The 23,267-nt window shown below is 58.9% G+C and carries 23 protein-coding genes and 2 tRNA genes; 14 read left to right on the forward strand and 11 right to left on the reverse strand.

The features are described 5' to 3' along the window. Positions 1-16 precede the first annotated feature (16 nt). Positions 17-970: a hypothetical protein gene (locus KVG88_RS07890; protein WP_150704490.1), complete on the forward strand. Its 954-nt coding sequence runs from the start codon at positions 17-19 to the stop codon at positions 968-970. 106 nt (positions 971-1,076) lie between these two features. Here KVG88_RS07890 and dinB read toward each other — a convergent pair whose 3' ends face one another. Continuing rightward, positions 1,077-2,138 (reverse strand): DNA polymerase IV, encoded by a 1,062-nt coding sequence (gene dinB, locus KVG88_RS07895; RefSeq protein ID WP_217871023.1) that lies wholly within the window; start codon positions 2,136-2,138, stop codon positions 1,077-1,079. A 301-nt stretch (positions 2,139-2,439) separates the two neighbouring features. Here dinB and KVG88_RS07900 point away from each other — a divergent pair. From KVG88_RS07900 to KVG88_RS07915, 4 genes are all read left to right on the forward strand, one after another. Beyond that, a tRNA-Met gene (locus KVG88_RS07900) sits at positions 2,440-2,516 on the forward strand. Positions 2,517-2,749: 233 nt separating this feature from the next. Beyond that, positions 2,750-2,826: transfer RNA gene (locus tag KVG88_RS07905), tRNA-Met, on the forward strand. A gap of 278 nt (positions 2,827-3,104) precedes the next feature. Further along, on the forward strand, positions 3,105-5,747 hold the full coding sequence (mprF, locus tag KVG88_RS07910; protein ID WP_217871024.1) for a bifunctional lysylphosphatidylglycerol flippase/synthetase MprF: 2,643 nt from the start codon (positions 3,105-3,107) through the stop codon (positions 5,745-5,747). Continuing rightward, positions 5,747-7,045: a virulence factor family protein gene (locus KVG88_RS07915; RefSeq protein ID WP_217871025.1), complete on the forward strand. Its 1,299-nt coding sequence runs from the start codon at positions 5,747-5,749 to the stop codon at positions 7,043-7,045. Before mprF ends, KVG88_RS07915 begins: the two co-directional genes overlap by 1 nt. 58 nt (positions 7,046-7,103) lie before the next feature. On the opposite strand, the gene KVG88_RS07920 is transcribed toward KVG88_RS07915, so the two are convergent. From KVG88_RS07920 to KVG88_RS07930, 3 genes are all read right to left on the reverse strand, one after another. Further along, positions 7,104-7,391 (reverse strand): type II toxin-antitoxin system RelE family toxin, encoded by a 288-nt coding sequence (locus KVG88_RS07920; protein ID WP_217871026.1) that lies wholly within the window; start codon positions 7,389-7,391, stop codon positions 7,104-7,106. Between the two features lie 11 nt (positions 7,392-7,402). Beyond that, positions 7,403-7,693 carry a type II toxin-antitoxin system Phd/YefM family antitoxin gene (locus tag KVG88_RS07925; protein WP_217871027.1) on the reverse strand — a complete coding sequence of 97 codons (291 nt, stop codon included), beginning with the start codon at positions 7,691-7,693 and terminating at the stop codon, positions 7,403-7,405. 169 nt (positions 7,694-7,862) lie between these two features. Further along, a complete protein-coding gene (locus KVG88_RS07930; protein WP_150704289.1) occupies positions 7,863-9,764 on the reverse strand; it encodes a potassium transporter Kup in 1,902 nt (633 codons plus the stop codon). A 292-nt stretch (positions 9,765-10,056) separates the two neighbouring features. On the opposite strand from KVG88_RS07930, the gene rimO reads away from it, so the two are divergent. The 6 genes from rimO to tsaA all read left to right on the forward strand — a co-directional run bounded on the left by rimO (position 10,057) and on the right by tsaA (position 15,287). After that, positions 10,057-11,394, forward strand: a complete 1,338-nt coding sequence (gene rimO / locus KVG88_RS07935) for a 30S ribosomal protein S12 methylthiotransferase RimO (protein ID WP_008052161.1) — start codon at positions 10,057-10,059, stop codon at positions 11,392-11,394. A gap of 216 nt (positions 11,395-11,610) precedes the next feature. Further along, the gene (locus KVG88_RS07940) at positions 11,611-12,084 is read left to right on the forward strand and encodes an acetyltransferase (RefSeq protein ID WP_217871028.1); all 474 of its coding nucleotides are present in this window, start codon (positions 11,611-11,613) and stop codon (positions 12,082-12,084) included. Between the two features lie 189 nt (positions 12,085-12,273). After that, a complete protein-coding gene (locus KVG88_RS07945; protein WP_150704287.1) occupies positions 12,274-12,984 on the forward strand; it encodes an rRNA pseudouridine synthase in 711 nt (236 codons plus the stop codon). Between the two features lie 75 nt (positions 12,985-13,059). Next, positions 13,060-13,530, forward strand: a complete 471-nt coding sequence (locus KVG88_RS07950) for a YehS family protein (protein WP_150704286.1) — start codon at positions 13,060-13,062, stop codon at positions 13,528-13,530. A gap of 156 nt (positions 13,531-13,686) precedes the next feature. Beyond that, positions 13,687-14,457 carry an SDR family oxidoreductase gene (locus KVG88_RS07955; RefSeq protein WP_217871029.1) on the forward strand — a complete coding sequence of 257 codons (771 nt, stop codon included), beginning with the start codon at positions 13,687-13,689 and terminating at the stop codon, positions 14,455-14,457. 128 nt (positions 14,458-14,585) lie between these two features. After that, positions 14,586-15,287 carry a tRNA (N6-threonylcarbamoyladenosine(37)-N6)-methyltransferase TrmO gene (tsaA, locus tag KVG88_RS07960; protein WP_150704284.1) on the forward strand — a complete coding sequence of 234 codons (702 nt, stop codon included), beginning with the start codon at positions 14,586-14,588 and terminating at the stop codon, positions 15,285-15,287. Between the two features lie 60 nt (positions 15,288-15,347). Here tsaA and fpr read toward each other — a convergent pair whose 3' ends face one another. Next, a complete protein-coding gene (gene fpr, locus KVG88_RS07965) occupies positions 15,348-16,127 on the reverse strand; it encodes a ferredoxin-NADP reductase (protein WP_008054100.1) in 780 nt (259 codons plus the stop codon). A gap of 139 nt (positions 16,128-16,266) precedes the next feature. Here fpr and KVG88_RS07970 point away from each other — a divergent pair, with 139 nt between their 5' ends. After that, positions 16,267-17,193: a LysR family transcriptional regulator gene (locus tag KVG88_RS07970; RefSeq protein WP_075946790.1), complete on the forward strand. Its 927-nt coding sequence runs from the start codon at positions 16,267-16,269 to the stop codon at positions 17,191-17,193. Here KVG88_RS07970 and KVG88_RS07975 read toward each other — a convergent pair. From KVG88_RS07975 to KVG88_RS07985, 3 genes are all read right to left on the reverse strand, one after another. Then, positions 17,190-17,552, reverse strand: coding sequence for a diacylglycerol kinase (locus KVG88_RS07975; RefSeq protein WP_008060649.1), 363 nt, complete (start codon positions 17,550-17,552; stop codon positions 17,190-17,192). The genes KVG88_RS07970 and KVG88_RS07975 overlap by 4 nt on opposite strands. 75 nt (positions 17,553-17,627) lie before the next feature. Then, a complete protein-coding gene (gene erdR, locus KVG88_RS07980) occupies positions 17,628-18,278 on the reverse strand; it encodes a response regulator transcription factor ErdR (protein WP_034149864.1) in 651 nt (216 codons plus the stop codon). 219 nt (positions 18,279-18,497) lie between these two features. Continuing rightward, positions 18,498-19,241 carry a tRNA-uridine aminocarboxypropyltransferase gene (locus KVG88_RS07985; protein ID WP_217871030.1) on the reverse strand — a complete coding sequence of 248 codons (744 nt, stop codon included), beginning with the start codon at positions 19,239-19,241 and terminating at the stop codon, positions 18,498-18,500. 189 nt (positions 19,242-19,430) lie between these two features. Here KVG88_RS07985 and KVG88_RS07990 point away from each other — a divergent pair, with 189 nt between their 5' ends. Beyond that, positions 19,431-19,853: a PA3611 family quorum-sensing-regulated virulence factor gene (locus KVG88_RS07990; RefSeq protein WP_150704282.1), complete on the forward strand. Its 423-nt coding sequence runs from the start codon at positions 19,431-19,433 to the stop codon at positions 19,851-19,853. Position 19,854: 1 nt separating this feature from the next. On the opposite strand, the gene KVG88_RS07995 is transcribed toward KVG88_RS07990, so the two are convergent. Then, positions 19,855-20,049 (reverse strand): hypothetical protein, encoded by a 195-nt coding sequence (locus tag KVG88_RS07995; RefSeq protein ID WP_217871031.1) that lies wholly within the window; start codon positions 20,047-20,049, stop codon positions 19,855-19,857. A gap of 483 nt (positions 20,050-20,532) precedes the next feature. Between KVG88_RS07995 and KVG88_RS08000 the strand changes: the two genes are divergently transcribed. Next, a complete protein-coding gene (locus KVG88_RS08000) occupies positions 20,533-21,651 on the forward strand; it encodes an LOG family protein (RefSeq protein ID WP_217871032.1) in 1,119 nt (372 codons plus the stop codon). 44 nt (positions 21,652-21,695) lie between these two features. Here the strand turns inward: KVG88_RS08000 and recX are convergent, their stop codons facing one another. Both recX and recA read right to left on the reverse strand, forming a co-directional pair. After that, entirely contained in the window at positions 21,696-22,163 is a 468-nt protein-coding gene (gene recX / locus KVG88_RS08005; RefSeq protein ID WP_217871033.1) for a recombination regulator RecX, read from the reverse strand. Between the two features lie 8 nt (positions 22,164-22,171). After that, positions 22,172-23,230 carry a recombinase RecA gene (gene recA, locus KVG88_RS08010; protein WP_060541059.1) on the reverse strand — a complete coding sequence of 353 codons (1,059 nt, stop codon included), beginning with the start codon at positions 23,228-23,230 and terminating at the stop codon, positions 22,172-22,174. Positions 23,231-23,267: the final 37 nt, after the last annotated feature.

Consider the following 23,267-nt stretch of genomic DNA (forward strand, 5'->3'; position numbering starts at 1 on the left):
ACCAGATAGAGACGTCATGTTCAAGCGAAACACCTTAGGCCTCGGTGGTGCCGCCCTGTGCGGCACCCTGCTGGTCAGCGGCTGTGCCAATCACATGTCACAACGCAGCGAGCACGAGGAACGTGTCGAGCGCAAATTGCTCGATCACAGCCTGCAGATCGATGTTGGTGAGCCCAAGGTGCTTGAGCTGCCGCAACGCCGGGTGAAAATCCACGAGCAAAAGACTTTCGAAATCACTGAGTTCGAAGTCACGCGCCATTACGATCGCTACACGCCGTACCAACCCTGGCGGGAGGTCTACGAGATCCCGCTGGGCGCGGTCGCCGTGGTCGGTGGCGTCGGTGCCAACGTGGTCAATGTTTTCGCCCTCGGCAACCTTCCTGATAGCGTGACCAAGGACTGGTTCAGTTACGGCTTTGCCGGGCTCAACCCGTTCATGAACGTGCAATCCAACGGTCGTGCGCAACAGAACCTGGCCGGCATCGATGAAGTCCAGCTCGACAAGCGCACGGAGTATTCGAGCCTGCCATGGAGCGAGCGTCCGGTGCAGGTCAAGGCCGGCAAGGAAACCTTCGAGCTGAGCACCGACAAAAACGGCGTATTGCGCCTGAACCTGTTGGACAGCCCGTTCGCCGAACATGACCTCAATCATCTGAGCAAGCTGCAGATCAATGTCGAGGACGCCAAGGACGACGTGCACACCGACTCGTCCCTCGCCCTCAGCAACACCTTGCGCGGCAAATTGCTCGAAGCCCACGGGCTGATTTACGACGACCTCGAAGACGACGAAGTGAGCCAGTGGGTGCACCGGGTCAAGCGCCTGTCGGAATTGGGTCTGGAAGAAGAAGCCAGCGAGCTGGAGCAAAGCCTGATCGAACTGACTCGCAACGATCCGGAATTGCAGACTGAGTTCCTCAAGTCCTTGACCAAGGATGCCGGGCGCTTGGTGGCGGATCCAGGGCCGAACTAAAGCTTAAAAGATCGCAGCCTTCGGCAGCGCCTACAAAGGAACGCATTCCCCTGTAGGAGCTGCCGAAGGCTCGGGCCGCGTTCGGACGATCTTTTGCTTTCAATCATCAACGTTCAAACAACTCCATCTGCTCAAACCCACCCCGCAAATCCTCCAGCCTGACTCCCACCCCCAACAACCGCACCGGTTTACCGCCGCGATTGAAAGCCTGGGTCAGCAACAACTGATAACTGCCCAAATCCCTCCCCGCCCCCGCCTGCTCCAGCGTGGTCTGCGTGAAGTCATGAAACTTCACTTTGACGAACGGCTTGCCAGGGCGATAGCTGCTGTCGATTCGTGCCATGCGGGTCTTGAGGGTTTCCAGCAACTCCGGGAGCTTGTCCAGGCAGCTGCGTAGATCCGGAAGGTCAACGTCGTAGGTGTTTTCCACACTGATGGACTGGCGACGGCTGTCGTTATGCACCTGGCGATCATCAATTCCACGCGCCAGGCTCCAGAGTCGCTCGCCAAAACTGCCGAATTCGCGCACCAACGACAACTTGTCCCATTCGCGCAAATGCGAGCAATCGACAATGCCGAGCTTGCCCAGCCGCTCGGCGGTGACTTTGCCGACCCCATGCAACTTGCTCACCGGCAAACCGCTGACAAATTCTTCGACCTGATCCGGCGTGATGACGAACAACCCGTTGGGTTTCTTCCAGTCACTGGCGATCTTGGCGAGAAACTTGTTCGGCGCCACACCCGCAGACACGGTTATGTGCAGCTGATTGGAAACACGACGGCGAATGTCCTGAGCGATTCGCGTGGCACTGCCGCCGAAATGAGCGCTGTCCGACACGTCGAGGTAAGCCTCATCCAGGGACAGCGGTTCGATGATGTCGGTGTAATCGCGAAAGATCGTATGAATTTCCTTCGAGGCTTCTCTATAGGCATCCATACGCGGCTTGACGATGGTCAGGTCGGGACACAGCTTCAAGGCATGCCCGGAAGACATGGCCGAGCGCACACCGTATGCCCGCGCCTCGTAGTTGCAGGTGGCGATCACCCCACGCCGATCCGCAGAGCCACCGACCGCCAAGGGTTTACCAGCCAGACACGGGTCATCACGCATCTCGATGGCGGCGTAGAAACAGTCACAATCGACGTGGATGATTTTTCGCTGGGTCATATCAACGCGGTGTTCATGGTGAAGAATTAGCGTCACGCGGTGTAGGACAGGCAGTATCTCACCGACAACTGTATATAGCACCAGTGGTGCTGAATGTTCTGGTACAGGTGTAGGAAAAACCGCTGATGAATTTAGTTTCTCAATCGAAATGGCTCACCCGATAGAGCGGAAAGCCTTGCCAGGCCTGCCTCTCAGCCCGATCACAGCCCTCACCCAATCGCTAAGCAGTTGAAGCAAAACGGATTTTATCGAAATGGACGGTTGACACCTCGGCGATACTCTATAGAATGCGCCACACAGACGCGGGATGGAGCAGTCTGGTAGCTCGTCGGGCTCATAACCCGAAGGTCGTCGGTTCAAATCCGGCTCCCGCAACCAAACATCAAAAAAGGCTACTCGAAAGAGTGGCCTTTTTTGTGCGTGCCTGTTTTTGTCAGGTCGGGCCTCAAGGTCGTGCTCAAGCCTGGACGGGCATTGAAATGAGAAATCGTTCCGATTCTGCAACTTAAGCTGTGCCTGCGACCGTTTGACGCTCTTTTACGTTTATTTGACCCTTCCCGGGATTAACGGTTGACACCCCGGCGATTCTCTATAGAATGCCGCCACACAGACGCGGGATGGAGCAGTCTGGTAGCTCGTCGGGCTCATAACCCGAAGGTCGTCGGTTCAAATCCGGCTCCCGCAACCAAACATCAAAAAAGGCTACTCGAAAGAGTGGCCTTTTTTGTATCTGTTGAAAAAGTCCTTTCGCAACAATGATCTGTCACTGTGTAGCAAGCCATTCGGGGTCCCCCATGCGCAGAGTTCAGACTATGCTCAATCGCAGGCTGAACCCTCTACGACTGATGACGCGCCGTCACCATCATCTGGTGCGAGGCGTTAATATTTGTGATTATTTTTTTCTACAGGGATTGGTAACTTGGCTGGATACCTCCATCCTGTCGCGCACAATCCAAGAGGTGATTGATGCGCGCCAACTCGTCTGATTCACAAGACACCGTCACAGCGACACAACCGATCAAGGCTGAGCGACTACGCCTGCTTGATCGTGTCAGCAAATACCGCCAGCCCATCGGTCTTGCGGTCACGCTTTTGTTGTTCGCGATCGCGCTGATTGCCTGTCGTCATCTGCTGAGCGAGCTTGACCTCGACGCCCTGCACGACTCGATCCTCGACGTGCCGAAACCGGCATTGCTCGGTGCATTGGGCGCCACCGTGGCCGGCTTCATCATATTGCTGGGCTACGAATGGTCGGCCAGTCGCTACGCCGGCGTGAACCTCGCACCGCGCACGCTGGCACTGGGCGGCTTCACCGCTTTCGCCATCGGCAATGCCATCGGGCTATCGATGCTGTCGGGCGGATCGGTCCGTTACCGTTTATATGCACGCCACGGCCTAGGGGCTTCTGAAGTCGCGCACATGACGCTGTTCGCCAGCCTCTCGCTCGGCTGCGCCCTGCCCCCGCTTGCGGCACTGGCGACGCTCAGCAACCTGCCCGCGGCCTCTGCGGCCCTGGGGCTCTCCGAAACCTTGCTCGGCCTAATCGCTGCCGCCGTGCTGCTGTTGTTCAGCGTGCTGGCCATCGGTATCTACCGCCGTCGCCTTCCGGAACAACCTTACGTCGATAACCTGCTGGTCCGGATCGGTCGTCGCACCTTGCGCCTGCCTGGGCGTCGCCTGACCTTCCTGCAACTGATCATCACCGCTCTGGACGTGGCCGCCGCCGCGACCGTGCTTTATCTGCTGCTGCCGGAAGCCCCACCTTTCGGCGCCTTCCTGCTTGTGTACCTGCTGGCGCTGGCCGCCGGCGTCCTCAGCCATGTACCGGGTGGCGTCGGGGTCTTTGAAGCAATCTTGCTGGCGGCGTTTTCCGACAAACTCGGCGCCGCGCCACTGGCCGCTGCCCTGCTTCTCTATCGCTTGATCTATGTGGTGCTGCCGATGCTGGTGGCGTGCCTGTTGCTGCTGATCAACGAAGGACAACGCCTGTTCCAGACCCGTCAGACGCTGCGTGCCGCTTCCGGTCTGGCCGCACCGATTCTTGCGGTGCTGGTGTTCCTGTCCGGCGTGGTGCTGTTGTTCTCCGGAGCAACACCGGAAATCGATACCCGCCTGGAACACATCGGCTTCCTGATTCCGCATCGACTGGTCGATGCCTCGCACTTCGGCGCCAGCCTGATCGGCGTACTGTGCCTGCTGCTCGCCCAAGGCCTGCGTCGCCGACTGTCGGCCGCGTGGATGCTGACCACCGTTCTGTTGCTGGTTGGCGCCCTGCTCTCCTTGCTTAAAGGCTTTGACTGGGAAGAAGCCAGCCTGATGGTGCTGACCGCGAGCCTGCTGGGGGTATTCCGGCGTTCGTTTTATCGTCCGAGCCGCTTGACCGAACTGCCGTTCTCGCCGCTGTATCTGGTGGCCAGCCTGTGCGTACTCGGTGCGTCGATGTGGCTGCTGCTGTTCGCCTATCAGGATGTTCCCTACAGCCATCAATTGTGGTGGCAGTTCACCCTCGACGCCGATGCGCCCCGCGGCTTGCGTTCGTTACTCGGTGCCGCGGTGTTGTTGGTGGTGGTATCGCTGACCTGGCTGCTGCGCACGGCCCGCCCGGTGATTCACCTGCCGACGCCCGATGAACTGGAGCGCGCGAGCAAGATCCTCATGGCTTCCGCACAACCGGACGGTGGCCTGGCCCTGACGGGTGACAAGGCGTTGCTGTTTCACCCTAACGACGAGGCGTTCCTGATGTACGCCCGCCGAGGCCGCAGCCTGGTGGCGCTGTATGACCCGATCGGCCCGGGCCAGCAACGTGCGGAAATGATCTGGCAATTCCGTGACCTGTGCGACATCCATCACGCCCGCCCTGTGTTCTATCAAGTGCGTGCGGAGAACCTGCCGTATTACATGGACATCGGCCTGACCGCGATCAAGCTCGGTGAAGAAGCCCGGGTCGATCTCAAGCGCTTTGATCTCGAAGCCAAGGGCAAAGAGATGAAGGACCTGCGCTACACCTGGAACCGCGGCACCCGCGACGGCTTGTCGCTGGAGATCCACGAGCCCGGCCAGGCGCCGATGGATGAGCTCAAGGTGATTTCCGATGCCTGGCTGACCGGCAAGAACGTGCGCGAGAAAGGCTTCTCGCTCGGCCGTTTCAGTGATGATTACCTCAAGCATTTCCGCATTGCGGTGATCCGTTTCGAAGGGCGCCCGGTGGCATTCGCCAACCTGCTCGAGACTTACGGCCATGACCTGGCCAGCCTCGACCTGATGCGTGCGCACCCGGACGCCCCCAAGCTGACCATGGAGTTCATGATGGTCGGCCTGATTCAACATTATAAAAATCATGGATACGCGCGTTTCAGCCTGGGCATGGTGCCGTTATCGGGGTTACAACCCCGTCGCGGCGCACCGTTGACCCAGCGCTTGGGCTCGATGGTTTTCCGCCGTGGTGAGCAGCTCTACAACTTCCAAGGCTTGCGCCGCTTCAAAGACAAGTTCCAGCCTGACTGGGAACCCCGTTATATGGCCGTGCCCGCCGGACTCGATCCGCTGGTTGCCCTGGCCGACACTGCTGCCCTGATCGCGGGCGGCTTGACTGGATTGGTGAAACGCTGATGATTCAACGCTCCCTGAAGTACATCCTGGCCGCACTGATTGTGCTGGCCGTGATTCTCGGCGGCGGTTTCTGGTACCTCAAACGCCCGGCACCAGAACCGACCCTCGAACAGCTCACACCGGCCGATGGCGCCGCCATGACCCGCGTCATCCCGGGCACAACACCCAAGGCCCAGGTGCTGGTGGCTGTCAACGACGACCAGAAACTCAATGACAAACAACTGAGCACCCTGAGCCGCAGCGCGTCGGCGCAAATCGTCCAGGTGATCCTGCCCAAGGATTGCCTGCTGCAAAGCCGCGCCCTGCAAGCCGGCCTGCGTGAATTGAAAGGCCCGGCCACGCTGGTCAGCGGCATCGGCCCGGGCGCCGTGCTGGCCTGGCGCTGGTTGGCGGAGCAGAAGAACGACAAGGCCCAGGCCGTGTCGGTGGACCTGGCGCTGGAAAAACCCGGTGGTTGCACGCACCTGTTGCCGAAAAGCGCCGCCCATGGCCACTGGCTGGTGGCGTGGAACGACAATCCGGATGACACCAGCGCCGGCTTCGTGCGCGACCAACCCAACGCCGAAACCAGCATCAGCGACTACGACATCAACCTGCCGCAAGTGCTGAACAACGAGCTGCGTAAAATCCTCGTCGGCGGCGACAAAGCTGCGGGCGGCTTGCAGATTCCAGTGGTTGAAGTGCCGGCCGGTCAGGCCAAGGATACCGTCACCCTGTTCCTCTCCGGTGACGGCGGTTGGCGTGACCTGGACCGAGATGTCGCCGGCGAAATGGCCAAGATCGGTTACCCGGTGGTCGGCATCGACACCCTGCGCTACTACTGGCAGCACAAGAGCCCGGAGCAAAGCGCGCTCGACCTGGCAGAGCTGATGCAGCACTACCGGCAGAAATGGGGCACCAAGCGCTTCATCCTGACCGGTTACTCATTCGGTGCCGACGTCCTGCCAGCGATCTACAACCGCCTGGCCGAATCGGAACAGAATCGCGTCGACGCAATCATCCTGCTGGCCTTCGCCCGCACCGGCAGCTTCGAAATCGAAGTCGAAGGCTGGCTCGGCAACGCCGGCAAGGAAGCCGCCACCGGCCCGGAAATGGCCAAGCTGCCTGCCGCCAAAGTGGTGTGCATCTACGGTGAAGAAGAAGTCGACGAAAGCGGCTGCACCGACAAGACCGCCGTGGGCGAAGTGATCAAACTGCCCGGCGGCCACCACTTCGATGAGAACTACCCGGCCTTGGCCCAGCGCTTGGTCGGTGTGATCGAGAAGCGCCAAGCGCAGGATACGCAAGCTCAGGAATAAGCCGAGCAAACCCCTGCAAAAAAGCCCCCGCAGCCTTTTGGATGCGGGGGCTTTTTAGTTAGAGGCGACGCTCCGCCGCAGCGTAGACATCTTCGTCCCGTCGAGCACCGACGGCAACGATCAACACTTGGATGGCTTTTCCATCGACTCGATAAACAATTCGCGTATCGCCGGTCCGAATCCGTCTGCAGCCTGCCAGACTCGCTCTCAAAGGCGTACCACTTTTGTCCGGCTCACCGCTGATAATTCGCTCCTCGATCACATCAAGAATACGATTCGCTGCCACAGCCCCCAACAGGTCCAGATCCTTCTGAGCCTCCGGATGATAGATCACGCCCCAAACCATCCACAGCTCCTTTAGTCTTTCCTGGCGTACCGTGCCCGCATATCGTCGTGGCTGATGGCCTTGGCCGGATCAAACCCGACGAGTCGCTCCCTTGCCGCGACTTCAATCCGAAGATCTTCGAGCTCGTCGAGCATTTCCTGATAGGCATCGACATTGATGATGACCGCTGCCGGCTGATTGTCTTTGAAAATCACCAGTCGCTCGGTAGCTCGGCTGGAGATCTCTTTGAGTCTCGCACTGAACCCCCTGACCATGGCAGTCACCGATATCGCTTGGTCAGCACGCTCTAATAACGCAGTCATACTCACCTCTCTAACGCTTAGCGCAAAATAGTACTCATATTGATACGTAGGGTATTGCGTCGAATTTGACATCCAGCAAGCTGTAAAACTCAGTATTACCAAGCGGCAAACAGCAAATACAAAAAAGCCCCCGCTGCCGCAACGGCAACGGGGGCTTTTTGTAGGTGGCTTACATCTCCACCTGCGTCCCCAGTTCAATTACCCGGTTCAGCGGCAGGTTGAAGAAGCGCAGGTTGCCGTTGGCGTTCTGCAACATGAAGGCGAACAGGGCCTCACGCCAGCGCGACATGCCTTCGAGTTTGGAGGCGATGACCGTTTCGCGGCTGAGGAAGTAAGTGGTTCGCATCGGACTGAAGTCCAACTCCTGGAGGTGGCACAGCTTCAGCGCTTTCGGGACGTCCGGCTCATCGGTGAAACCGAAGTGCAGGATGACTCGGAAGAAACCTTCGCCGTAGGCGTCCACTTCGAAGCGCCGTGAAGGAGGCACCCGCGGGATGTCTTCGTAGACCACCGTCAGCAATACCACTTGCTCGTGCAGCACCTGATTGTGCAGCAGGTTGTGCAACAGCGCATGGGGCACGGCATCCGGGCGCGCCGTCAGGAACACGGCGGTACCCTGGACACGGTGTGGCGGTTGTACGGCGATGCTGCTGATGAAGATCGGCAGCGGCAATCCACCCTCATCGATGCGATCAACCAACAACTGCTTGCCGCGCTTCCAGGTGGTCATCAGCACGAACAGTGCGAGACCGGCGATCACCGGGAATGCACCGCCCTGAACGATTTTCGGCACGTTGGCGGCGAAGTACAAACCGTCGACCAACAGGAAGCCCAGTAGCACGGGTACCACTAGGACCGGCGGCCATTTCCACAACAGCAGGATCACCGCCGACACCAGAATGCTGGTCATCAGCATGGTCCCGGTCACCGCCACGCCGTAGGCCGAAGCCAGGGCGCCAGAGGATTCAAAGCCCAGCACCAGCAAAACCACGCCGACCATCAACGCCCAGTTCACTGCACCGATATAGATCTGGCCTTGCTCGGCGCTTGAGGTGTGCTGGATGTGCATGCGCGGAATGTAACCGAGCTGGATCGCCTGACGGGTCAGGGAGAACGCACCGGAAATCACCGCTTGCGAAGCAATCACCGTCGCCAGGGTCGACAGACCCACCAGCGGGATCAACGCCCAGCTTGGCGCTAACAGGTAGAACGGGTTACGAGCCGCTTCCGGGTCACCGAGCAACAAAGCGCCCTGCCCGAAGTAGTTCAGCACCAACGCCGGCAGCACGAGGATGAACCATGCACGGGCAATCGGTTTACGGCCGAAGTGGCCCATGTCGGCATAAAGCGCTTCGGCACCGGTCAGCGCCAGCACCACGGCCCCGAGAATCGCCACGCCCATGCCTGGATGCACGATGAAGAAGCGCACCCCCCACACCGGGTTCATCGCTTGCAAGACTTCCGGGTGCTGAATGATGCCGTAGACACCGAGTGCACCCAGCACCAGGAACCAGGTCACCATGATCGGCCCGAACAGGATGCCGATCCGCGCCGTACCGTGACGCTGAATCAGGAAGAGCGCCACCAGCACGATCAACGACAGTGGTACGACCCAATGGTCGATGCCGTCGAACGCCAGCCCCAGGCCTTCAATCGCCGACAACACGGAAATCGCCGGGGTGATCATGCTGTCGCCATAGAACAGCGCCGCACCGATCAACCCGCAAACCACCAGAAAACCGCGCAGCTTGGCATGCCCTGCCGCCGCTCGCCGCGCCAGCGCGGTCAAGGCCATGATGCCGCCTTCGCCCTGGTTGTCGGCGCGCAGCACGAACATCATGTACTTGATCGAAACGACCCAGATCAGCGACCAGAAGATCAGCGCCAGAATGCCCAACACGCCATCGTGGTTGACCGGCACACCGTAACCGCCGGAGAACACTTCTTTGAGGGTGTACAACGGACTGGTGCCGATATCGCCATAAACCACCCCGACTGCCGCGACCAGCATGCCGATCGGCTTGGCCGCCGAATGACCGGCCCCCTCAGCCTGACTACTTGCCTGACCCATCCACCACTCCTACTTCCCAGACCTGGCTTCTTTGAAAGAAGCACTATGCTTTGTCACGCAGCATGCGCTGTTTTACTTCACGTTACAGACGTTTTGTTGACAGTAAAAAATCGGTAAAGCCCAACGGCGCGAAGCATAGCGCAGCACTCGTCGTATTTCCCTGCATAAAGCTGGTCAAGTGAACGTCTCATCGCTAGAATTGCGCACTTTTTGATCAGAGGCGCAGTTCAAGCGCCCGTCCGTCGGTTTTGCCCTGCCCGGCAAGCGGCGTCACAAAATACCGAGGTTAGACATGTCCACCACTCCTGCGCCGGCCAATCCAAAGGTTGGCTTCGTATCCCTGGGTTGCCCGAAAGCACTGGTCGACTCCGAGCGCATCCTTACCCAGCTGCGCATGGAAGGCTATGACGTCGTGTCCACCTATCAGGACGCCGATGTCGTGGTGGTCAACACCTGCGGCTTCATCGACTCGGCCAAGGCTGAATCCCTGGAAGTGATCGGCGAAGCCATCAAGGAAAATGGCAAGGTCATCGTGACCGGCTGCATGGGCGTCGAAGAGGGCAACATTCGCAACGTGCACCCGAGCGTGCTGGCTGTGACCGGTCCGCAACAGTACGAGCAAGTGGTCAACGCCGTGCACGAAGTCGTGCCACCGCGCCAGGACCACAACCCGCTGATCGACCTGGTGCCGCCGCAAGGGATCAAACTGACCCCGCGCCACTACGCGTACCTGAAGATTTCCGAAGGCTGCAACCACAGCTGCAGCTTCTGCATCATCCCGTCGATGCGCGGCAAACTGGTCAGCCGTCCGGTGGGTGATGTCCTCGACGAGGCCCAGCGCCTGGTCAAGTCCGGCGTCAAAGAGCTGCTGGTCATCTCCCAAGACACCAGCGCCTACGGTGTCGACGTGAAGTACCGCACCGGTTTCTGGAACGGCGCGCCGGTGAAAACCCGCATGACCGAACTCTGCGAAGCCTTGAGCACCCTGGGCGTCTGGGTTCGCTTGCACTACGTTTACCCGTACCCGCACGTTGACGAACTGATCCCGCTGATGGCCGCCGGCAAAATCCTGCCGTACCTGGACATCCCGTTCCAGCACGCCAGCCCGAAAGTGTTGAAGTCGATGAAACGCCCGGCGTTCGAAGACAAGACCCTGGCGCGTATCAAGAACTGGCGCGAAATCTGCCCGGACCTGATCATCCGTTCGACCTTCATCGTCGGCTTCCCGGGCGAAACCGAAGAAGACTTCCAGTACCTGCTGAACTGGCTGACCGAAGCCCAACTCGATCGCGTCGGCTGCTTCCAGTACTCGCCGGTAGAAGGTGCTCCGGCCAACGACCTGGACCTGGAAGTTGTCCCGGACGACGTCAAGCAGGATCGCTGGGAGCGCTTCATGGCGCACCAGCAGGCCATCAGCTCGGCACGCCTGCAAATGCGCATCGGCCGTGAAATCGAAGTACTGGTCGATGAAGTCGACGAGCAAGGCGCAGTTGGCCGTTGCTTCTTCGACGCCCCGGAAATCGACGGTAACGTCTTCATCGACAACGGCAGCAACCTGAAGCCGGGCGATAAAGTCTGGTGCAAGGTGACTGACGCCGACGAATACGACCTGTGGGCTGAACAGATCTGACCCGCAAGCTACTGTAGGAGCTGCCGAAGGCTGCGATCTTTTGATCCTGAAAAAAGATCGCCGCCTCGTTTCACTCGACAGCTCCTACAGGAATTGCGCTGAATACCAAAGCCCCGCTCTTTTTTACGAGATGCGGGGCTTTTTTACGGCTATCGTTTGGTGAAGAACGGAATCTCACCTTTCACAGCCGGTTGTCATAAAAAGGAGCAGGCGGGCATGCGCCAACACTCGGTCATCCACACGCCGAAACACAGCGATTACGAAGAACTGACCCAGGTCTGGGAAGCCTCGGTCCGCGCCACGCACGACTTTCTGCCGGAAAGCTACATCGACTTGCTGAAGAACCTGGTGCTGACCCGCTATCTCGATGCGGTGATGCTGATTTGCACCAAAGACGCGAACCAGCGCATCACCGGGTTCGCCGGGGTCGCGGCGGGCAAGATCGAAATGCTCTTCATCGACCCGGCACATCGCGGTCAGGGGCTGGGCAAGAAACTGCTGCGCTACGCCCTGGAAAACCTCAACGCCGATCAACTCGACGTCAATGAACAGAACCCGCAAGCCCTGGGGTTTTATTTCAAACAGGGTTTCGAAGTGATCGGCCGCTCGGAAGTCGATGGCATGGGCCAGCCGTATCCGTTGTTGCACATGCGGATGCGCCAGAACCAGACACTTTCACAGCACGGCTGACCTAACACTGAACCCTGTGGGAGATGGCTTGCCAGCGATGCAGACGCTGCGGTCAATCCTGATGCGCCAAGGTAATGCAATCGCTGGCAAGCCAGCTCCCACAGGAAATGCAAGCGCATTGAAATGGAACCGGGATTAACCGGCGCCCAGCAGGTACAATGCCCACCCCCTTTTTGTTACGGCCCTGACATGACTGACCCGATTCGTCTCTCCAAACGCCTCATCGAACTCGTCGGCTGTTCCCGTCGGGAGGCTGAGCTGTTCATCGAGGGCGGCTGGGTCACCGTCGACGGCGAAGTCATCGACGAGCCGCAGTTCAAGGTCGGCACGCAAAAAGTCGAGCTCGACCCTGAGGCCAAGGCCACTGCGCCAGAGCCGGTAACCATCCTGCTCAACGTGCCCGCCGGCATGGACGCAGAAACCGCCATGGCGACCATCAGCGCCGAAACCTTGAGCGAAGAACACCGCTACGGCAAACGGGCGCTCAAGGGCCACTTCCTGCGCCTGACCGCCAGCACCGACCTGCAGGCCAATGCCAGCGGTTTGCTGGTGTTCACCCAGGACTGGAAAATCCTGCGCAAACTGACCGCTGACTCGAACAAGATCGAGCAGGAGTACGTGGTCGAAGTCGAAGGCGAGATGGTGGCTCACGGCCTCAACCGTTTGAACCACGGCCTGACCTACAAGGGCAAGGAACTGCCGGCGGTCAAGGCCAGCTGGCAGAACGAGAACCGCCTGCGCTTCGCCATGAAAAATCCACAGCCGGGCATCATCGCCTTGTTCTGCCAGGCCGTTGGCCTGAAGGTCGTGGGCATCCGCCGCATCCGTATCGGCGGCGTGTCCATCGGCAAAGTGCCGTTGGGGCAATGGCGCTACCTGTCCGGCAAAGAGAAGTTCTAAGGCTTTTCACGCCGCCACACATTTCGGCGCCGCGCCTGGCCGCGACGCCCACAGTTGAATATCAGGACTGCCCACATGATTCATAACGACGTACTGCGCAGCGTGCGCTACATGCTCGACATCAGCGACAAGAAAGTCATCGAGATCATCAAGCTCGGCGGCATGGACGTGACCCTGCCCGACCTGCTGACCTATCTCGACAAGAAAGAGGAAGACGAAGAAGGCTTCGTGCGTTGCCCGGACGAAGTGATGGCGCATTTCCTCGATGGCCTGGTGATCTTCAAGCGCGGCAAGGACGACAGCCGTCCGCCACAGCCTATTGAAGTGCCAGTGACCAACAACATCATCCTGAAAAAACTGCGCGTGGCCTTCGAACTGAAGGAAGACGACATGCACGCGATCCTCAAGGCCGCCGAGTTCCCGGTGTCCAAGCCGGAGCTGAGCGCGCTGTTCCGCAAGTTCGGCCACACCAACTATCGCCCGTGCGGCGACCAGTTGCTGCGCAATTTCCTCAAGGGCCTGACCCTGCGCGTTCGCCCGCAATAAACTCAGGCATACCTTGACCTGTAGGAGCCGGCTTGCTGGCTCCTACAGTGTGGTTAAGTCCTGGCTGTATGCCCCTTCATTCCTCGCAAAAATAGTGGCTCCGCTTCCAGCGTCTGACGACTAGGGTGTAAAGACCCTCAGCTCTCAGGATTCGCCATGCACCCCTACTTTTCCCTGCAAGGCCGTAACGCTCTGGTGACCGGCGGCACCCGTGGTATCGGCAAAATGATTGCCAAGGCTTACGTCGAGGCCGGTGCGACCGTGTACGTCTGCGCCCGTGATGCCGAGGCCTGCCAGCAGACAGCTGATGAACTCGGCGCCCTTGGACGCTGCCACGCCGTGGCGGCCAACCTGGCCACCGAAGAAGGCGTGCAACAACTGGCCACGCGACTGGGTGAGCAGATTACCCATCTCGATATCCTGGTGAACAACGCCGGCACCACGTGGGGCGCACCGCTGGAGAGCTATCCGATCAAGGGCTGGGAAAAGGTCATGCAGCTTAACGTGACCTCGGTGTTCAACTGCATCCAGCAGTTCCTGCCACTGCTGCGCAAGGCCGGCTCCGAAGTGAATCCGGCGCGGATCATCAACATCGGCTCGGTGGCCGGGATTTCCTCCTTCGGCGAACAAGCCTACGCCTACGGCCCCAGCAAAGCGGCCCTGCACCAACTGTCGCGGATTCTGGCGCGGGAGCTGGTCGGCCAACACATCAACGTCAACGTAATCGCACCGGGACGCTTCCCGAGCAAGATGACCCAGCACATCGGTAACGATGAACAGGCATTGGCCCAGGACACGGCGTTGATTCCAATGAAACGTTGGGGACGCGAGGAGGAGATGGCGGCGCTGGCGATCAGCCTGGCAAGTACCGCTGGAGCGTACATGACGGGGAATATCATTCCGTTGGATGGTGGGTTCAGTCTTTGATTTAAAAGATCGCAGCCTTCGGCAGCTCCTACACGGGTTTCGCATTCCCCTGTTAGGAGTTGCCCAAGGCTGCGATCTTTTGATCTTTAAGGCATCATTCCCGTCCGCCCCCGCCTCGACTTCAAACCATGACCTACAGCGTTTCCCCCATCGGCTTCGTGCGCTCCTGCTTCAAGGAGAAGTTCGCCATCCCGCGCCAACCGCAACTGGCCCCGGCCGCGCGCGGCGTTCTGGAACTGGTGGCGCCTTTCGATCAGGGTGATGCCGTGCAGGGCCTGGAACAGGTCAGCCATGTCTGGTTGCTGTTTTTGTTCCATCAGGCTTTGGAAGAAAAGCCGCGCCTGAAGGTCCGCCCTCCACGTCTGGGCGGCAATAAATCCATGGGCGTGTTCGCCACCCGTGCAACCCATCGTCCCAACGGTATTGGCCAGTCAGTGGTGAAACTGGACAAGGTCGAAGCCGACCGCCTGTGGATATCCGGCATCGACTTGCTGGACGGCACGCCGATCCTCGACATCAAACCCTACGTGCCCTACGCCGATATCATCGACACGGCTTCCAACACCATCGCTAGCGCCGCGCCGCAGTTGGTTCCCGTGCAGTGGGCGGATGCAGCGCTACAGCAGGCTCACGGCCACGCTCAGCGCCTTGCCGAGCCTTTGGTCGAGCTGATCGAGCAATGCCTGGCACAAGATCCGCGCCCGGCTTACCAGACGCCTGCGCCGGAACGTGAATACGGTGCGCAGTTCTGGGATGTCGATGTGCGCTGGCATTACCCGACGCCGGAGTTGATTCGCGTATTAGAGGTTGTCCTCGTATCCGACGTGTAGGGGGAACAAAAAAGCCCGCGCTGCCTTAAGGCAACGCGGGCTTTTCAGTGTCGCGGCTTACTACTTCTCGACGAACGCACGCTCGATCAGGTAATCACCCGGCTCACGCATCCGTGGCGAGACTTTCAGGCCGAAGCTGTTCAATACTTCGCTGGTCTCGTCGAGCATGCTTGGGCTGCCGCACAGCATGGCGCGGTCGTCCTGCGGGTTGATCGGCGGCAGGCCGATGTCGCTGAACAGCTTGCCACTGCGCATCAGGTCGGTCAGGCGACCTTCATTCTCGAACGGCTCGCGGGTCACGGTCGGGTAGTAGATCAACTTGTCACGCAGCGCGTCACCGAAGAACTCGTTCTGCGGCAGGTGCTCAGTGATGAATTCGCGGTAAGCGACTTCGTTGACGTAACGTACGCCGTGGCACAGGATCACTTTTTCGAAACGCTCGTAGGTTTCCGGGTCTTGGATGACGCTCATGAACGGCGCCAGACCGGTACCGGTGCTGAGCAGGTACAAATGTTTTCCAGGCTTCAAGTCGTCCAGCACCAGCGTGCCCGTAGGCTTCTTGCTGATGATGATCTCGTCGCCTTCCTTCAGGTGCTGCAACTGGGAAGTCAGCGGACCATCGGGCACCTTGATGCTGAAGAACTCGAGATGCTCTTCCCAGTTCGGGCTGGCGATCGAGTAAGCGCGCATAAGCGGGCGGCCGTTGGGCTGTTGCAGGCCGATCATCACGAACTGACCGTTCTCGAAGCGCAGGCCCGGATCGCGGGTGCACTTGAAGCTGAACAGAGTGTCGTTCCAGTGATGAACACTGAGGACACGCTCGTGGTTCATGTTGCTCATGTACGTGGGACTCCTGGAGATTGGTCTGCGCTTGCTCTTGCATGAACAGAGCCGGGGTGCGCAATTGCATCGCATTCTAATAGCGACGACAATATCTGTTAACTGGATTATTAAGATAAGGGTTATCGGTTATATCGATATGCGATTTACTCTCCGTCAACTTCAAGTCTTCGTCGCCGTCGCCCAGCAGGAAAGCGTATCCCGTGCTGCCGGCCTGCTCAACCTTTCGCAATCGGCGGCGAGCACCTCGATCACCGAACTGGAGCGCCAGTGCAGCTGCCAGTTGTTTGACCGTGCCGGCAAACGACTGAGCCTCAACGCCTTGGGTAAACAGCTGTTGCCGCAAGCAGTGGCACTGCTGGACCAGGCCAAGGAAATCGAGGACCTGCTCAATGGCAAATCCGGTTTCGGCTCGCTGGCGGTGGGTGCGACCCTGACGATCGGCAATTACCTGGCCACCCTGCTTATCGGCAGCTTCATGCAGCGCCACCCGGAAAGCCAGGTGAAGCTGCACGTGCAGAACACGGCCAATATTGTGCAACAGGTGGCCCACTACGAAATTGACCTGGGTCTGATTGAAGGCGATTGCAGCCACCCGGACATCGAAGTCCAAAGCTGGGTCGAAGATGAGCTGGTGGTGTTCTGCGCACCGCAGCATCCATTGGCCAAGCGCGGCACCGCGACCATGGATGAGTTGAGCCACGAAGCCTGGATTTTGCGGGAACAAGGTTCGGGCACGCGCCTGACATTCGACCAGGCCATGCGTCATCACCGCAGCGCGCTGAACATTCGCCTGGAGCTCGAGCACACCGAAGCGATCAAGCGCGCGGTTGAATCGGGCCTGGGAATTGGCTGTATTTCGCGATTGGCACTACGGGACGCCTTCCGACGTGGCAGTCTGGTGGCGGTGGAAACACCGGATCTGGACCTCGCGCGGCAGTTCTACTTCATCTGGCACAAACAGAAGTACCAGACTTCGGCAATGCGCGAGTTCCTCGATCTGTGCCGCGCCTTCACCGCCGGGGTTCAGCGCAGCGACGAGATCGTGCTGCCAACGATCGCTTAAAGCAGGATCACCGCCCACACCAGCGCAATCATGGTCAATGCCACCAATTGTGCGGCACTGCCCATGTCCTTGGCGTTTTTCGACAGCGGGTGCAACTCAAGGGAAATGCGGTCGATGGCCGCTTCCACTGCCGAGTTGAGCAACTCCACGATCAGCGCCAGCAAGCAAACGGCAATCAACAAAGCCTGCTCGACACGACTGACGTTCAGGAAGAACGACAGCGGAATCAGGATCACATTAAGCAACACCAACTGCCGGAACGCGGCTTCCCCGGTGAAAGCTGCGCGCAGGCCGTCCAGCGAGTAGCCGGAGGCGTTGAGAATACGTTTCAGGCCGGTCTGGCCTTTGAAAGGTGACATAGAGTAGGCAACTGACCAAAAAGGAGTGGGAAAGCTAGATTAACCAAAGTCAAAAAAGCGTGAAGATGCCAACCCTTAGTGGCTCGAAATTGACTCAAGTTGTTGCAGGAGCAACGCCGCCTGAGTCCGGGTCCGCACATTCAGTTTACGGAAAATCGCCGTCACGTGCGCCTTGATGGTCGCCTCGGAAACACTCAGCTCATAGGCGATCTGTTTGTTCAGCAAACCTTCGCACACCATCGTCAACACGCGGAACTGCTGCGGCGTAAGGCTTGCAAGCCCTTCGCTGGCCGCCTTGGCCTCGTCGGAAACACTGACGGCTTCGAATGCCTGCGGTGGCCAGAACACATCACCGTCTAGCACCGCACGCACGGCTTTCTGGATCACGCTCAGGTCACTGGATTTTGGAATAAACCCGCTGGCGCCGAATTCACGGGACTTGACCATGATCGTAGCCTCTTCCTGAGCAGAAACCATGACCACCGGAATCTGCGGGTACTGTCCACGCAACAGCACCAGACCGGAAAAACCGTAGGCCCCCGGCATGTTCAGGTCCAGCAGCACCAGATCCCAGTCGGCTTTTTCGGTCAGGCGGGTTTCCAGTTCGGCAATGCTCGCCACTTCCACCAGACGCACATCCGGGCCAAGGCCCAGGGTCAACGCTTGGTGCAAGGCAGAACGGAAAAGTGGGTGGTCATCGGCAATCAGGATTTCGTATGTGGCCATTTTTCAAATGATCCTGTTCTTCTAACAACTCGAGGTACAGCCACGGAGCTGTACCTGGGGGCACGTTCAACGCCAATACGTGGCTGTTCACGTAGCTATTCAAAAAAGAATACGGCGTATCAAACTTCGGCCGCGCCCTGATCGGCGCCAAGCATGCCCAGCGAAACCGGGGTGGTCAAGCTACATGGCCACTACAGTCTTTTGCAGTATGGGCGACAATCAGCCCTTGCTTGGGGCGGCGTTTTGCACGAACGGCAACAATTCGGCGTGCGCCGGTGTTTCAACGTTCATATCAAGTTGCCGCTTGGCATCGAGGTAGTGCTGACTGAACACATCGAAATAAGCGTCCAGCGCCGATGCCGCCTGCTCGTCACCCGCCAGATCGAGGCACAGTGCCGCGACTTCGGCGGTGCACAAATGCTCGCTGCGCGTGGAGCGGCGCAATCGATATCGGGACAGTTTTTCGGGCAACAGGCTGAGAATCGGCAGCGAATCGAAGTAAGGGCTTTTGCGGAAAATCTTCCGGGCTTCGGTCCACGTGGCATCCAACAGGATAAACAGCGGCCGTTTACTGCTATCCACTGCCACGCTGTGGGTCACGCGCTCGGGTTCGACGTATTCCCCCGGAAACACCAGATAAGGCTGCCATTGCGGGTCAGACAACAACGCCAGCATCTTCGGGTCGACTTCGGTACGCGACCAGATGAATGCGTGGTTATCGCGGACTACGTCGGCGATCAGCCAACCGGTGTTGCTCGGTTTAAACACTTCCTTGCTGGTCATGATCAGGCACACCCCGGAACGGGTCTCGACCTGTGGCCGCCAGGCGCACAGGCAATGACTCTCGATCACGCGGCAGGCACGGCAACGGGTTGCGCGCCAGCCACGGGCCTGAATCGGCTTGATGCCTTCGTCTTCGCGCTGGTCGCGCAGGCGGGCTACGGCGTTGGGGGCATGGCTCATTGCAGGCATCGCCGGCAGGAAAGTGAAGTCGACACGAAAAGCACTCGGTAAGGCAAAAAGTGCCGGCAGTTTACCAGACAGACAGGGCCAAGCCTGTACCGTCCAGGCCTCCTCCCCTATAATTCGCCGCCACTGAACGCACAGTCACGTGACGGGTCAAACCACCCATCACTGCCCCAGGAGAGTTTCATGCTGCGCCTTATCGTTCCCACCGCTGCCATTCTGCTGGCTTCGACCTTCAACGCTCAGGCTGCATCCTTGAGCGAGCAGAATCTGAACAGAGAGCTGCGCAACGTCGCCGCACAAAGCAGCGTCGGTACGCCACGGGCGATCAACGAAGACATTCTCGATCAGGGCTACACCGTCGAAGGCAATGTCCTGATCAACCATCTGAGCGTGCAAAGCAGCCACGCCAACCAGATGCGTGCCGACCCTAAAGCCGTGTACTTCCAGTTGGGCGCCTCAGTGTGCAACAACCCGTCGTTCCGCAAATTGATGGCCAAAGGCGCGGTCATGCGTTACGACTTCACCGAAGTGAAGACCAACCGCTCAGTAGGTTCCGCCAGCTACCAGGAATCGGACTGCCCGAAAGCAACGCCGAAGAAGAAGTAAATCAGTGGGATTTGGCGCGCCGCTGTTCATCCTCGGCGCGCAATTCTGCCAGCAGTGCCTGCAAATAACGTGATTGCCGCTCCGCGCCCATAAGACGCCGGCAGCACTCCTCTTCGAGACTCAAATGATTGGTCTCGGCCGCTGACTTCAACAATCGATACAGCTGCGTATCGATCTCCAGAATGACTCTGGCCATGGTTCCCGCCTCCCTGCACCTCACTCGTGACGAGCGATAAAATCCTTTAACTGCTTGTACCGTGCGCCCTGCCGTTGACGCAAAGATGTCGTGTCGCACCTGTAATTTAGTAAATCAGAGTGCAGGACTCTTGGCTCGCGTTCAGACGAGCGGTGAAACCACCTTGCAAATCGTCAATAAGCGGTTGCCAGGAGAGACTTTGCGGCGCAATGATCAAGGCAGCGCAAATCACCGCGAGGGTCTAGATTCTACGTATCCACACTCACTTTTCAGGGCCGGAAAGGGGCCGCCCGTTACGCATTGTGTTGTGCGAACGTTTCTTTCATCCAAGGGAAAAACAGAGCCTGTATGGATGGCCCGATGTCTTGTCGGACCATGTGGATCGCCCAGGCATGGGCCGGGGCAGACAGCGACACATGAAGTGTCGTGGCGTCGACGAATGCGTTGTCGGCGCCAAGGGTTCTGTGCAGAAGGAGAAGTTGAATGCCTTACCAACCGAATGACCTCCTGAGCCGTCATTTTGAAGAAAGCGGCCACGACCTCATCAGCAAGGTCGAAGAGCAACTCAGCCTTGTTTCCCCCAACAGCCCGAACATCCCGATCTACCGCGACATGATCCTGACCGTGCTGCGCATGGCCCAGAATGACCACAACCGCTGGAATGCCAAGATCACCCTGCAAGCCCTGCGTGAACTGGAACAAGCCTTTCGGGTGCTGGAACAGTTCAAAGGCCGACGCAAAGTCACGGTGTTCGGTTCTGCCCGCACCCCCATCGAACATCCGCTGTATGGCATGGCCCGTGAACTCGGTGCCGCACTGGCCCGCTCGGACATGATGGTGATCACCGGCGCCGGGGGCGGCATCATGGCTGCCGCTCACGAAGGTGCCGGCCTGGAACATAGCCTGGGGTTCAACATCACCCTGCCCTTCGAGCAGCATGCCAACCCCACCGTCCAGGGCACGACCAACCTGCTGCCCTTCCACTTCTTCTTCACGCGCAAGCTGTTCTTCGTCAAGGAAGCCGACGCGCTCGTCCTCTGCCCGGGCGGTTTTGGCACGCTGGATGAAGCGCTGGAAGTACTGACACTGATCCAGACCGGCAAAAGCCCGTTGGTGCCCGTGGTACTTCTGGACGCACCTGGCGGCAAGTTCTGGCATGCCGCGCTGGAATTCATCCAGCAACAACTGGAGGAAAACCGCTACATCCTGCCTACCGACCTGAACCTGGTGAAACTGGTCTATACCGCCGAGGAGGCCGTGGATCATATCAACCAGTTCTACAGCAACTTCCACTCAAGCCGCTGGCTCAAGCATCAGTTCGTGATTCGTATGAACCACAAACTCAGTGACCACGCGCTCGAGCACATGCAAGAAGCCTTCGCCGACCTGTGCCTGAGCGATCACTTCCATCAGCATGCGTACAGTGGCGAGGAACACGACGAAGCGCAATTCAGCCACCTGGCTAGGCTGGCCTTCACCTTCAATGCCCGCGATCATGGTCGTTTGCGAGCGCTGGTGGACTACATCAACTTGCCGGAGAACTGGGCGCAGCCACAGTCTCAGGCAACACAGCGCACGCGAGCGCCATCCAGGGTTACGTAAGGCCAAAAAAAACGGCCCGCTATTTAAATAGCGGGCCGTTTCAGTCAATCGTCCATCCCTCGTCCGCTGAACAAGCGGCTGATCATCTCCATGGAGAATCCCCGATACGCCAGGAACCTGCCCTGTTTGGCACGTTCCCGGGCGTCGTTCGGTAAATGCCCAGAGAATTTGCGCCGCCAGGTGTCCGTGAGTTGCTCCTGCCAGTCGATGCCGCTCTCGCGCAAGGCCAGTTCGATGTCGCTGCGTTGCAGGCCACGTTGGCTCAACTCTTCACGAATGCGCAAAGGGCCATAACCGGTACGGGCACGGTAGGAAACAAAGCTTTCGAGGTAACGGGATTCGGACAACAAGCCCTCTTCCGTCAACCGGTCGAGCGCTGTTTCGATCATTTCAGGGAGGGCGCCGCGCTGACGCAGTTTACGCGTCAGCTCAACTCGACCGTGCTCGCGTCTTGCGAGCAGGTCCATTGCGGTTCGCCGCACCGCGACGGGTGTATCCAGTACGGCGGTCATCGATTCAATCAGATATCAGCGTCAGCCAGATCGTCTTCGGTCTCTTTGACCGCAGAGGCTTTGGCGTCCGCTACCGACGAAGGCGACAGCAACTTGTCACGCAGTTGCTTCTCGAGCTTTGCCGCGATTTCCGGATTGTCTGCCAGGAACTTGGCCGAGTTGGCCTTGCCCTGACCGATCTTGGTGCCTTCATAGGCATACCAGGCACCGGACTTCTCGACGAAACCGTGCAGCACGCCCAAGTCGATCATCTCACCGTTGAGGTAGATGCCCTTGCCGTAAAGAATCTGGAACTCGGCCTGACGGAACGGCGAGGCCACCTTGTTCTTCACAACCTTGACGCGGGTTTCGCTACCGACGACTTCATCACCTTCTTTCACCGCGCCAGTGCGACGGATGTCCAGACGAACCGAAGCGTAGAACTTCAGCGCGTTACCACCAGTGGTGGTTTCCGGGCTACCGAACATCACGCCGATTTTCATACGGATCTGGTTGATGAAGATCACCAGGCAGTTGGCGTTCTTGATGTTACCGGTGATTTTACGCAGCGCCTGGGACATCAGACGGGCTTGCAGGCCCACGTGCATGTCACCCATTTCGCCTTCGATTTCAGCCTTCGGTACCAGGGCGGCCACGGAGTCGACGATGATCACGTCAACCGCATTGGAACGCACCAGCATGTCGGTGATTTCCAAGGCCTGCTCCCCGGTGTCCGGCTGGGAAACCAGCAGGTCGTCGACGTTTACGCCCAGCTTGCCGGCGTATTCAGGGTCGAGGGCGTGTTCGGCGTCAACGAATGCGCAAGTCGCGCCGGCTTTTTGAGCCTGGGCGATCACGGACAAGGTCAGCGTGGTTTTACCGGAGGATTCAGGACCGTAGATTTCAACGATACGGCCTTTTGGCAGGCCGCCGATGCCGAGAGCAATGTCCAGACCCAGAGAGCCCGTAGAGATGGCCGGGATCGCCTGACGGTCCTGATCGCCCATACGCATTACGGCACCCTTGCCGAATTGACGTTCGATCTGACCCAGGGCCGCAGCCAAGGCTTTCTTCTTGTTGTCGTCCATTAAAGTCCTCACGTAATCAATAAGGCCTGACGGCCAA

This window comes from Pseudomonas azerbaijanoccidentalis, from assembly GCF_019145495.1.
Classification (GTDB): domain Bacteria; phylum Pseudomonadota; class Gammaproteobacteria; order Pseudomonadales; family Pseudomonadaceae; genus Aquipseudomonas; species Aquipseudomonas azerbaijanoccidentalis.